Here is a 12,293-nt window from a genome sequence, read left to right on the forward strand (position 1 = left end):
CTTTAACTTTGTGTAAACAAGTTTACATTTTCATTACAATAAAGTTTGGCCATACCATCGCAACTTTACATGGGTTAGGTTAATCGAGATCTTAAAAGCGTCTAATTACCCTGGTGCATCCGCATCAACCTGTTCCCTAATTCCTGCCAGTTTTCTGCCTGAAAGTTAATATTGGCCAAACCGGCTATCTGTTTAAAAACATTAGTACATGACATACCGTTTGCCCGCATAAACCTGACCGAAGTTGAACCTGCCGATTTGGACAGCTTCAGCCCCGATGGTTCAAGTAGTAATGGATGATGATAAAATACGGTGTCTTCAAAAATATGCTTTCCAAGTGTTTTAGCCAGCGCCAGTTGCGCCAGGGTGGAGTGCCATAAATCCTCGCCGCGTACAATCAGGTCGGTGCCATAAAACAGATCATCAATAAGCGAGGTTAGCTGATAGGCCGGGAAACCATCTTTTTTGCGTACCACAAAATTTCGCATCCCGGCGGGCAGTTCGGTACTTATCGTTTCGCCCGCATAAGTTTTTACCTTTATCGGGTTGCCATCAGTGTATAAACGCCAGCTTGCTTCAGGGGTATCTAAAGGGATTTTTTTGTTGATGCAGTTACAGGTTCCGTTTTCAAGCAATTGCTTACGGCTGCAGGTGCAGGCAAAAACAGCCCCTTTGTTTTTTAGCTCATCCAGCGCCTCAGTATATAACGGCATCCGGTGCAACTGTGAAAACGCGCGCTCAAACTCATCAGCATCCCGTGGCCCTTCATCCCTGGGGATTTCCAAAAAACGCAGCGTGTCAAAAATATCCGCCAGGTATTCAGGAGTAAATCTCGCCCGGTCCAGATCGTCTATCCGCAGCAATATTTTTGCGCCATGCATACAGGCCAACGCGGCCGTTATTGCAAACGACAAGATATTGCCTACATGCAAAAAGCCGCTTGGCGTTGGTGCAATGCGGGTTTTATTAAAGTATAACGGCTGGCTTTTCACTCTCCCTGATTTGATGAACAGCCGAATATACAAAAGCTTACTATGAAGGCGGTGGCGTTTGATATTGATTTATTTTCGGCACGCCGAACCAATAACAGCTCGCTAAAACAGAAAAGGCACAATTTAAACCAATATGTTAAGTACATTTGAATTATGACATTTGCAGACAGGGTTATCCGGTTCAATGAGCAGCTTATTTATACCGGCGATCCTTTACCACCCGGCATCCGCATCCTTAACCCTTTTAAAGAGTACCCGCAAACCATGCGCATTGTTGATGCTTTTTATCATCGGTATTATAACGATAATAACCAGCGCCATATCATCCTGGGGATCAACCCGGGGAGGTTTGGCGGCGGGCTCACCGGCATCCCCTTCACCGATCCGAAAAGGTTAATGTCTGAATGCCATATTCCTTACGAAGGCAAATTATCACATGAGCCGTCGTCTGTTTTTGTTTACGAGGTAATCAATGCCTTTGGCGGTGCGGAGGCTTTTTATAATAAGATCTACATCAACTCTCCCTGTCCGCTGGGGTTTACCAGTATCGACGAAAAAGGGCGGGAAAAGAATTACAATTACTATGATAGTAAAGATCTCACCAAAGCGGTATACCATTTCATGATCGAAAACATCCGGAAGCAGATAGCCCTTGGGGTTAATACCGATAAATGCTTTTGCTTCGGCACCGGAAAAAACGAGACTTTTTTAAAGAAACTGAATGATGAATACCGGTTTTTTGGCGAGATCATCGCGCTGGAACACCCGCGGTTTATTATGCAGTATAAAACCAAAAGCAAGCAGTTTTATATCGATAAGTATTTGGCGGCGTTTGAGGGGATATAAACCGATAGCAGCAGGATATGAAACAAGTTTAACACCAGGGAAATCACTTTTAGAATAGTCATGCTATTTATAAAAATTATATAAAGAAATTTTCACACGAATTATCTTTTAAGTCGGATACAATTAAACGAATTACACGAATGGTCATTTTCCTGGTATTAAAGTATTCGTGTAATTCGGCAATTCGTAACAATTCGTGTGAAAATTTTTAAGTTATATCTGTCGATATTTTGTAACGGGTTAAAGCGATTCCCTGGTTCAACACACTACATTATTATCGTGTCGTAAAAACGCTTATATTGTGTTCACTAACCGGTAAACCAATTAAGCTATGTTCAAAAACAAATCGCTGATCTTTTTATTGTTGATCACTGCAATACCTTCGTTTTTAATTGCGCAGGTTAATCCGGCGTTTAAAGCCATCAAACCGCGCTTCAGGGTGATTATGGATAACGATTTTGGCGGCGATCCTGATGGTTTATTCGCGCTTACGCACCTGGTGCTGTCCCCCTCGGTTGAAGTGCGGGGCGTTATCGGTTCGCACCTCAATGCCAACGATGGTTTCGATAAATCAAAAACACAGGCAGACAACGCCGTAAAAAAAGCGGCAGAGTTGCTGGATGTTTTAAAGGTTAAAAACCGTTTTCCGCTTGTTGCCGGATCAAATACCGCCATGATCAATGATACCACGCCGGTTAAAAGCGCGGCTGTTGATCTGATCATCAAAGAAGCATCACGCACAGATACATCCTTACCTTTATATATCCTTTGCGGCGCGGGCCTTACCGAAATCGCTTCGGCGGTGTTAACCGAACCCAAAATTGCCGATAAGGTTATTTTGGTTTGGATAGGCGGACCCGAATACGCTGATATTGCCATGCCCCCACCCAATTTCAGCAGCCCCGAATACAACCTCAATATTGATATAGCAGCGGCGCGGGCCGTTTTTAACCATTCGCAACTTAAACTTTGGCAAATACCACGAGATGCTTACCGCCAGGCCATCCTGCCCTGGTCAGAATTGCAAACCCGGATAAAGCCGCATGGCGAAACAGGTAAATACCTGGCCGGGGTGCTTGAAAATTTGATGGTCAACATACAGCAATATAAACTCAATCTTGGCGAGGTTTATATCCTGGGCGATAGTCCGCTGGTATTGTTAACAGCGCTGCAATCCTCATTTGAGGCCGATCCGTCATCCAGTGAATATGTTTTGAAGCCTTGTCCGCTGATTGACGCGCAGGGAGGGTATGCATATAACAGTTATGGCCGCAATATCCGGGTGTACCGCAGGCTGGATATCAACCTGATGTTTAATGATTTTTTTGCCAAGCTGGAGTTGAATAAATAATAATTTCAAAGTTTATGCGAAATAGCGGATCACTTGAGCAGCCGGGATGCTTTAAGAGCCTTTGTTGTAGCATGTTGATTGGATTGGCAGCAAGCTCCTGTAAAAACACAGCCCGGCGACATACGCGCCGGGCTGTACCGTGAAATACTGCCTTATAAAAAGGCGTTCTACCTGTTGTTAAAAAATCTTAAAACCAACGCTTAAAGCCCAAAGGTTTTGGCGTTTGGCAAAGCTGTCGCTCACTTTGGTTAAGCCACCCTCGTAACGTAAATCGGCAGTGATCGAACCGAAATCAACGCCCGCGCCGGCCTGGAAACCAAAATTGCTTTTATTGAAATTATCGGCAGCATTGCTGATGTTATTGCCCAGGCTTGTGTTTTGATCAAGCGTGTAGGTATAAATGGGCCCAGCCATAATACGGAAATTCAAATCTTTCTCGCCGAACGATTTACCTATTAATAAAGGAACATTGAGGTTAGTGAACCGTACTTTACCCTCAAAAGCGGTATTGTTTTGGTTCGATTCAAATTTGCCGCCCGTTCCGCTCAGGTAAAGCTCGGGTTGAAAATACACATCGTTACCTACGCGGGCAAATAAACCGGCCTGGTAACCGGTGAGGTTTTTATCGTTAAAGTTATCGGAGCTTATTTTTGAGAAATTGACACCGCCTTTAACACCTAATGAGAACTGCGCTTTTGCGCTGATGCTTACTGCCATCAGAATCAGCGCGCTTAATAGATACTTTTTCATGTTTTTTTCAATGTTAGTTGTAAATGCCTTAACGTAATAAACCGTTTAAATGGTATACCGCCTTAAGGGGCTGATTAATATTGGTAACATTACAAGGCTAAATTTTAGTCATATGCCATATAATCAATACGTGGGCCAACATTTAAACATCGCCAACGGGGATTTTTTATATTTTTGCCTAAAATAACTTTGAACATGGCTGAGATCAGTATCACTAACAAGGATTGGGAACGTGTAAAGATCAAAATTCAACGCAAATACAACCATCTGACCGACGAACAGTTGAAATACAGCGAAGGACAGGAAGAAAGCCTGATTACCAAATTGATGGAATTGGTGAACCGCGACCGTAAATATGTGGTTTTCACCTTGAAAAAGGCCCTGGTTAATATTGATAATAACAGGCTTTAAAATACGACACTGCGTTTATAAAAACCGGCTGGCTTTTTTGTATTTTTATTTTTTTAGGATAAACGTTTAAACAGGGTACAGTGAACAGAAAAGTATACAAAAGAGCCGGTTTATTTGCCGGAATAGCTATTTTGGCTACAGGCATATTAGCGTTTAACGACGACCTGTTTCAAATTTCTAAAAATCTCGATGTTTTTGCCTCGGTTTACAAAGAGGTAAACATTAACTATGTTGATGATATCAATTCGGCCCGGCTGGTGAAAACCGGTGTTGATGCCATGCTGGATGGCCTTGACCCTTATACTGAGTTTGTACCCGAATCTGAAATTGAAGATTACAAGCTGCATTATGTAAGCACCCAATACGGCGGTATTGGCGCCAGTATCTTTTTGCGTAACCAAAAAGTGTATGTGTCGGATGTATTTGCCGGTTTCCCCGCCCAAAAAGCTGATGTACACCCCGGCGATCAGTTATTGAAGATCAACGATGTGGATCTGAAGGGCAAGGATAATGACCAGGTGAGCGCCCTGCTTAAGGGATCAAAAGGCGCTCCGATCAAATTATTAATTAAACGCGATAATACCCCGCAGCCTTTCGAAAAAAATCTTATCCGTGACGAGATCAAGCAGCCTAATGTATCCTACTTCGGGATGGTTGACGGCAACATGGGTTATATCAAGCTCGATAAATTTCTCGAAAATTCGGCGGCTGAGGTAACTAACGCCCTAACCGAAATTAAAAGGAAAAACCCCAACGGGATCATCCTCGATCTGCGCTCAAACGGGGGCGGCATTTTGCAGGAAGCCGTTAAAATTGTAAACCTTTTTGTACCCAGGGATGTGGAGATTGTATCGCAAAAAGGAAAAATAAAGGATAAAAACTTTACCTACAGCACCATCAGCACTCCGCTGGAGCCTAACCTGCCGCTGGTGGTTTTGGTTAACAGCCATTCGGCCTCGGCAAGCGAAATTGTGGCCGGCTCGTTGCAGGATCTTGATCGCGCGGTAATTATAGGGCAGCGCAGTTATGGAAAAGGGCTGGTACAGCAAACCTTTAACCTGCCTTACAACAGCCTGGTAAAAATTACCATCGCTAAATACTATATCCCTTCAGGCCGCTGCATCCAGGAGTTGGATTATACGCATCGGAAGGATGATGGCAGCGTGTTGAAAGTAGCCGATTCATTGATCCACGAGTTTAAAACCAAAAACGGGCGCTCGGTTTATGACGGCAGCGGTATTTATCCGGATTTGTTCATTAAACAGGAGAAATTTGCCAATGTTACCCAGGCGCTGGTGGGTAAGCTGCTGATATTTGATTATGCCACCGTTTACCGGGATAAGCACAATAAAATTCCGGATGCCCGATCGTTTAAATTAAGCGACGACGATTACAACGATTTTATAAAATACCTTGCCGATAAAAACTACAGCTATACCACGTCATCAGAAAAGCTGTTGAGCAAGCTGAAGGACGAGGTCACCAAAGAAAAACAGTTTACTGAAATCCAGGCCGAGTATGACGGTTTGCGCAATAAACTCCTCGCCAGTAAAAAGAACGACCTGGTGCAGCATAAAGAGGAGATTAAGCAGGTGCTTGAAAACGAAATCGTATCGCGCTATTACTATGAAAAAGGGCGTTATGAAACCAACTTTAAATATGATAAGGAGTTGGCCCAGGCCGTTAAAACCATGCAGGATAAAGCACAGCTGGCATCTATATTAAAAGGTGAAGGCAGCTATAAAGTTATCGGCAAGCCGGTACTGGCGATGGCCGGTAAAAAGCCCGCAGACAAGGATAGTGATGACGAGTAAGCCGATAGCGGTTGATTTTTAATCCTCCTGATTGTAACCTTATAGTTACCCGTTGCAACACGCGTTATATTAAACCTCCAGGCCCGTGATGTTGTCATACCTGCAAACAAAATGACAACACGCCATGAAAAGGATAATTTTAACAACAGCCATTTTATTGAGCAGCCTGGCTGTAAAAGTTGCCAACGCGCAAATCAGCTTAAATATTAATATCGGCAGCCAGCCCGACTGGGGCCCTGTGGGATACGATCATGTAGATTATTACTACCTGCCCGATATTGATGCCTATTATGATATTAATGCCCATCAATATGTTTACTATGATAATCATGTTTGGGTGCATGGCCCTGTATTGCCGCCGCGCTTTGGCAATTATGATGCTTACCGAAGCTACAAGGTAGTGGTTAATGAACATACGCCGTGGCTGCATAATGATGTTTACAGGCGTAAATATGCTTCTTACCGCGGCCGTCATGACCAGGTAGTGATCCGCGATAGCCGCGAGGTTAAGTACAAAAACCATTGGGTTGAAAAACGAACCCTGCGCAGGGTAGATGTACGCGATGACCGCGAACATGGTCGTGGCCACAACTGGTAATTCGGAAAACTTCCGTACCTCCGCTTGCGCTAAGGATGGTATTATTATATGTGAGCCTTTCAGAGCCCATGCCTTAGCGCAAACGGAGTGCCTTTTTGATATGTTTTTTTGAAAAACGGACTGTTTATTTTTTGCCTTCCTTTGATGCAAAACAAACCTTATGTATGAAACTCAATTTTTCCACCACCTTTGGCGGGATAACAAAGGGGTACATATCGGCATTGCCCATGCTGCGGTTCATGCTGTTCATGGCGAAGGTTAGGGGCAGCCACAGGTCGAGCAGTTTTTCAAAATCCGGTTCCTGGTATGGGCTTATGTTGATGGCCGCTTTTAAGCCGCTGTCTTTATCTGCTATGCGCGGCGATACCTTCATACCAAAAGCGTCTGCGGTTTCCAGCGTATCCATAATATGCAGGTAGTGCGCCCAGGTTTCGGCCCAATCCTCCCATGGGTGCGAAGCGGCGTAGGCGCTGATATAATTCTGGTTCCAATCTGCCGGCGGGCCCTCATTGTAGTTGCGTTGAAGGGCCTCGCTGTAATCCTCCCTTTCGTCGCCAAACAACAGGCGGTACTCATCAATATAAGTGCTGTTATCAATTAGCCTGTCCCAATAATAATGCCCTACCTCATGCCTGAAATGGCCCAGTAACGTACGGTAAGGCTCATTCATTTGCAGGCGCGAGGCCTCACGTTTATCATCATCCGCTTCCTCTACATTCAGTGTAATAAGGCCGTTCTCGTGCCCGGTAAGTACCCTTTGCGAGGGATCGGCATCGCTTAAAAAATCAAAGCTGAGACCTTTTTCAATATCCTGTAATTTGCTTACCAACGGCAGTTTAAGTTGCAGCAGCGAGTAAACAAGGCGGTGTTTGGCAGTTTCAATTAAGCGCCATTGCCTCAAATGTTCGGGGTCGGCAAGGTTAGGTACAATGTGGTTGAGTTCGCAGGCTTTGCAAAAAACAGCCTGATTATTGGCCGGGATCAGCCAGTTGCAAACATCATATTGATGGTTTTGGCAGTATTTAAACTGAGGGGGCTGGTTTTTACCCGAACCGAATAAGGGCTTTTTATAACCATACAAGCTGTAGGTACCCTCATCGCCGCCAACAAGGGTATGCACCATCAGGTCATCAGCCGTAAAACCCAGCACATGTTTACAGCATTCGCATAAACTGTTTTCAAAATATAATAGTTGCCCGCAATTGGTGCATTTAAATAGTTTCATCTTTTTGGGTGCTATATGTTGTGAATAGCCTGTGAACTAACAGATTATATAGCTGTGGGTTTTAAGGAAGTGAAAAAAGAATGATCTTTTTTGCAATGCCTAAATGTAGGTTAATATCATCCTTCCCGGTTTTCAAACAAGCCATCATTTAGTTTTAGTTATCGTATTTATAATACTATCGATGTATTTGCGAAATTTGATTTAATTTTAAGGAAATTATTTAACCGAAATTGTTTATAAATCCAAAACTTAATCTTTATGGAAAAGCGTTGCCTGCTTAATTTTTCTAAATCCATTGTATTTTCCAGATCATTGTTCCGATCTGCCATATATCTTTTCCTGTTGGTGATATTGTTTGCAGGCTGTAAGGTGCAACGACAAACCAGGTTTACCAGTGATAAACTTATCCCGGGGATGAACAAAAATGAAGTACTTGAAATTTATGGAAAGCCTTATAAGGAATCGTCAGATAAAGACGGCAATGGAAATAGACAGGAAGCCTGGTATTATAAGGAGCAATTGTATGTAGGGAAATGGTATGAAGTTAACCACGTGCTGCACTTTGAGAATGATAAATTCAAATCGTTGGAGCAAGGTAAGGAAAGCCCGCTGTTCAAAGACACCGTGGTTACTATTAACCATTGAACAATACAGGCTTCAATTATTGGTACCAGGTGAGTAATTGATAGTTTTAATAATTAAGCCATCAATGGGTAATATAGGTTACTATTCATACTTAGTACCTTCAAATAATATTAACCGTTTAAACACTAAAACTTAAAATAATACGTTAATGATAAAGTAATAAAAATAAAAGCCTCCTTGCACTCGCTGCTTGGAGGCTTTAAACCTAAACCTTATCACAAATCAAGGTGGTAACCTTGTATTGAAATAGATACAAATCTAATGTATGTATTATTAAAAATCAAAAAAAAACGATCAAAAGGCAGAATAAATCGATGAAATGGTAAAAATTATCATTTATCGTTCAAATATTTCTAACAGATTAAAAAAATATTCCAGATTGAATGGTCGGGTCTGGCCCAAAAGCACCGTACTGATCAAAAACCGATAAAACGTTTTAAAGAATGAAGCGACATATGGCGATTATTCCGCGAGATTAGCCAGTTGCTTATTTATATATTCAAATATTGGTCTGTTAAAAATATCCTCAGACAGGCACCTGTCTTTCATCTTAGTGAGTTGCTTAATGGCTTCGTTATCTTTTTCTGTGCACAGGCAAATCAGGTCGTCAAGCAGGCAACCATAGGCCCGTACCTCCAGCCTTTCGAGCGCCAAGGAAATCTGCCGGTCATCCTGATCATAAAAACTTGCCGCGCCAAAATCGCTCAGCAGGGTGTTGCCATTATGATCTGTTAAAATATTATGCGCATACAGGTCGCTGTGCATAATTCCGTTACGGTGCAAATGCGCGGTAACGGATGCTATGGTAGCAGCAATTTTTAATACCCGGGCGGCGCTAAGTGTAGTTTCGGGTTTAAAAACATCCCGGGTGCAGCTGGCAAAACTTGGGGGCAGGCCGAGGTTAAAGAATCCTTCCGGGATGAGTTCCATTACTAACCCTTTTTTGTTTTGGGGATGGTTGGCTATCTCGCCGATCAGTTTCACCAACCCCTCATGATTGCCCGCAACAATACAGGCATCCATTTCATCCTGCGGTAGCCCGTCGCTGGTAACCGCGCCTTTAAAAATTTTAACCGCTACATCTTTTGCAATACCCTGCTTATTCCATACGGCCTTTGATATGATGCCCGATGCGCCTTCGCCAATTTGCTGCTCAATTTCAAGTTCGTTCCAATCAATGCTATCAATTGGCTTAACATGATGCTTATGATTGAATTTATTGCCCGAAAAAGCCAGCCATGAGAGTTTGGGCATGGACAATAACCATTGAGGAAGCTCATCAAGTTGATTAGCCGCTATGCGTAGTAACTCCAGGTTTTTGCAGTTGGCTAATGACGAAGGCAATGCTTTCAACCGGTTGCCTGCAAGCATCAGCTTTTGCATCCTGTGGCAATTGCCTGTTTCGGCTGGTAACTCATTTATCCGGTTGTTGGTAAGGATGAGCCAGCGCAAATTAGGATTAATTGCTTTAGCGGGTACGGTTTCAATCTGGTTTGATTTGAAGCCAACAATATCCAGCAGCGGGCAATCTCCCAAAACTTCGGGTAAAACGGTGAATTGATTTTCGGAGCAAAAAAATATCTTCAGCTTTTGCAGGCGACCAAAATCGGAAGGCAATAAACGAAGGGCATTGCCGGAAAGATCAAGGTATTCGAGTGTATCGGCCAGTTCAAAAATCTCTTCAGGAAAACTGGTAAGCTGCCCGGAAAGTTTAAGTGTAGTTAATCCTTTTAATTCGCCGTTTTTTAGCTGTTGTAGTGTTTGCATAGCTTATGGCAAAGGTAAATATTTTCACGGGCCGATTAAGGTAGTAGCGGAACAACGGGAGTGGCGTGTTGATCCTGCCCCCGACTAATTTAGCACCGGTATTCAATTACCCATTTATTTAACCTTTAATTTACGTAGGTTGTTTATTTTTGGCCGATGCAACAATTTGACACCCCTGCTGCCGATGCCGAGCTGTTGGAACTGCTTAAGGAAGATGATCTCAACGCTTTCGACGTATTGTTCAACCGTTATTGGAAATCGCTTTTTATTGCCGCGCAGGTGAGGGTGGGTGATGAGGAAACTGCGAAGGATATTGTGCAAACCCTGCTGATTGATGTTTGGCAAAAGCGTAACGAAATACAGGTAAACACCAGCCTTGAGCAATTTTTGCATGGCGCGGTTAAGCGTAAGGTACTCCACCATTTTCGCTCCGAAAACATCAGGCAAAACGCTATGGAGAACGCTTTGGAGCGGATGGGAAACCTGATTCATAGTGAAGACAACCTTTCATCCTACTTCAACCTGGAAAAAATTGTGAGCGAAGAAGTGGAGGAAATGCCTGTTAATATGAAACGGGCCTTCCTGCTTCGCAGCGACAGTTACTCGGTAAGGGAAATTGCCGAAAACCTTAACCTGGCCGAACAAACGGTATCCAACAATATCACCGAAGCGCTGAAGCGTTTAAAGCGCCGCCTTAAGATGGAATACCCCGACAGGTACCTCAACTGCTTTATTTGTCTCGTTATCCTGTTTACAAAAAGTTAACGTAAAGTTGATTTAAAATAGAAGTAGTAAAAGCGGTTTTGTGCAACATATCCATAAACAGCACAGAACTGAATGGATCCGCAGGAGCTAAAAAACTTAATTGACCGCTACCTAAAAAACAACGTTACCGAACAGGAACGGAAACTTGTTGACGAATGGTATCAATCGTACAACGAAACCGATGAACAGGTATCGGCCGAAAAAGAGCAGCATATAAAAAGCGGGATCTATGGCTACGTAAAGTCACATGTAACTACTCCCACTGCAAAAATACGCCGCTTAAATATTTTTAGCTATGCGGCCGCGGCCGCTATAATTTTACTGGTTGGCGCAGGACTGCTTGTGCGCCGGGCAGTAATAACCCGGCAACAGCAGCAACAACAAGCCCCGGTATTTGCCACTTATAAAACCAAAACAGGCCAGGTAAAAAAACTCGAATTGCCCGATGGTTCAACCGTTTGGCTCAATGCCTTGTCGAGCATCAGGATAGGCACGAGCTTTAATAACACGGCTACCCGCAAGGTTTACCTGGATGAAGGCGAGGCCTTTTTTGAAGTAAAGCATGATGCCGCGCATCCCTTCCTGGTAGTAACCAATAGCGTAACCACCAAGGTGCTGGGAACTTCATTCAACGTAAAAGCTTATAGTCAACTGAACTACGTTGCGGTAACGCTGCGCACAGGCCACGTGGAGGTAAGCGATAAACACGGAAAAATGGCCGTATTGATGCCTAACCAAAGGGCTACCTATACCATAGGGCAGCAGGCTTTTGTGCTGAGTAAATACAACGGCGAAAAAAGCCGTGGCTGGATAGAAGGCCGCACCGCCCTCAGCAACGCGTCATTCCGGGAACTGGCCATGACCGTGAATAACATTTACGGGGTAAAAGTGACCAGCGCAAACAATCAAACAGATACCTATAAATACAACATCATCATCACCAGTCAGCACACGGTTGATGAAACCATGAGGCTAATATGTTCCATCCACAAAAACAGCAGCAGGAGGCGAAACAATGAAGTAACCGTTTACTGAAAATAAAAAAGCCCGGTCTGTAGCAGACCCGGCCATTAGATTGCAAAGCACAATAGATTGAGCCCTATATGCTTATGCCCTTAGTTTCTCTGTT

General features: G+C 43.5%; 12 protein-coding genes. 8 read left to right on the forward strand and 4 right to left on the reverse strand.

The features are described 5' to 3' along the window. Positions 1-101 precede the first annotated feature (101 nt). On the reverse strand, positions 102-992 hold the full coding sequence (locus tag LX99_RS18375; protein WP_146203156.1) for a glutamate--tRNA ligase family protein: 891 nt from the start codon (positions 990-992) through the stop codon (positions 102-104). A 153-nt stretch (positions 993-1,145) separates the two neighbouring features. Between LX99_RS18375 and LX99_RS18380 the strand changes: the two genes are divergently transcribed. Then, positions 1,146-1,838, forward strand: a complete 693-nt coding sequence (locus LX99_RS18380) for an SMUG2 DNA glycosylase family protein (protein WP_245927961.1) — start codon at positions 1,146-1,148, stop codon at positions 1,836-1,838. 331 nt (positions 1,839-2,169) lie between these two features. Further along, a complete protein-coding gene (locus tag LX99_RS18385; protein WP_109609189.1) occupies positions 2,170-3,189 on the forward strand; it encodes a nucleoside hydrolase in 1,020 nt (339 codons plus the stop codon). A gap of 177 nt (positions 3,190-3,366) precedes the next feature. Here the strand turns inward: LX99_RS18385 and LX99_RS18390 are convergent, their stop codons facing one another. Beyond that, positions 3,367-3,939 carry a porin family protein gene (locus LX99_RS18390; RefSeq protein ID WP_022834105.1) on the reverse strand — a complete coding sequence of 191 codons (573 nt, stop codon included), beginning with the start codon at positions 3,937-3,939 and terminating at the stop codon, positions 3,367-3,369. A 195-nt stretch (positions 3,940-4,134) separates the two neighbouring features. Between LX99_RS18390 and LX99_RS18395 the strand changes: the two genes are divergently transcribed. The 3 genes from LX99_RS18395 (at position 4,135) to LX99_RS18405 (ending at position 6,762) form a co-directional block, all read left to right on the forward strand. Next, complete coding sequence (locus LX99_RS18395) at positions 4,135-4,350, forward strand: hypothetical protein (RefSeq protein WP_022834104.1); 216 nt, start codon at positions 4,135-4,137, stop codon at positions 4,348-4,350. Between the two features lie 80 nt (positions 4,351-4,430). Beyond that, on the forward strand, positions 4,431-6,164 hold the full coding sequence (locus tag LX99_RS18400; protein WP_109609190.1) for a S41 family peptidase: 1,734 nt from the start codon (positions 4,431-4,433) through the stop codon (positions 6,162-6,164). 124 nt (positions 6,165-6,288) lie between these two features. Then, on the forward strand, positions 6,289-6,762 hold the full coding sequence (locus LX99_RS18405; RefSeq protein WP_109609191.1) for a hypothetical protein: 474 nt from the start codon (positions 6,289-6,291) through the stop codon (positions 6,760-6,762). A gap of 124 nt (positions 6,763-6,886) precedes the next feature. Here LX99_RS18405 and LX99_RS18410 read toward each other — a convergent pair whose 3' ends face one another. Then, complete coding sequence (locus LX99_RS18410; protein WP_109609192.1) at positions 6,887-7,987, reverse strand: zinc-binding metallopeptidase family protein; 1,101 nt, start codon at positions 7,985-7,987, stop codon at positions 6,887-6,889. A 258-nt stretch (positions 7,988-8,245) separates the two neighbouring features. Between LX99_RS18410 and LX99_RS18415 the strand changes: the two genes are divergently transcribed. Beyond that, on the forward strand, positions 8,246-8,632 hold the full coding sequence (locus tag LX99_RS18415) for a hypothetical protein (RefSeq protein WP_109609193.1): 387 nt from the start codon (positions 8,246-8,248) through the stop codon (positions 8,630-8,632). Positions 8,633-9,094: 462 nt separating this feature from the next. Here the strand turns inward: LX99_RS18415 and LX99_RS18420 are convergent, their stop codons facing one another. Next, positions 9,095-10,399 (reverse strand): leucine-rich repeat-containing protein kinase family protein, encoded by a 1,305-nt coding sequence (locus tag LX99_RS18420; RefSeq protein WP_109609194.1) that lies wholly within the window; start codon positions 10,397-10,399, stop codon positions 9,095-9,097. Between the two features lie 156 nt (positions 10,400-10,555). Between LX99_RS18420 and LX99_RS18425 the strand changes: the two genes are divergently transcribed. Both LX99_RS18425 and LX99_RS18430 read left to right on the forward strand, forming a co-directional pair. Beyond that, positions 10,556-11,164 carry a sigma-70 family RNA polymerase sigma factor gene (locus LX99_RS18425; protein ID WP_022834098.1) on the forward strand — a complete coding sequence of 203 codons (609 nt, stop codon included), beginning with the start codon at positions 10,556-10,558 and terminating at the stop codon, positions 11,162-11,164. Between the two features lie 72 nt (positions 11,165-11,236). Beyond that, the gene (locus tag LX99_RS18430) at positions 11,237-12,199 is read left to right on the forward strand and encodes a FecR family protein (protein WP_109609195.1); all 963 of its coding nucleotides are present in this window, start codon (positions 11,237-11,239) and stop codon (positions 12,197-12,199) included. Positions 12,200-12,293: the final 94 nt, after the last annotated feature.

It is taken from the genome of Mucilaginibacter oryzae (assembly GCF_003148845.1).
GTDB classification, from domain to species: Bacteria; Bacteroidota; Bacteroidia; order Sphingobacteriales; family Sphingobacteriaceae; genus Mucilaginibacter; species Mucilaginibacter oryzae.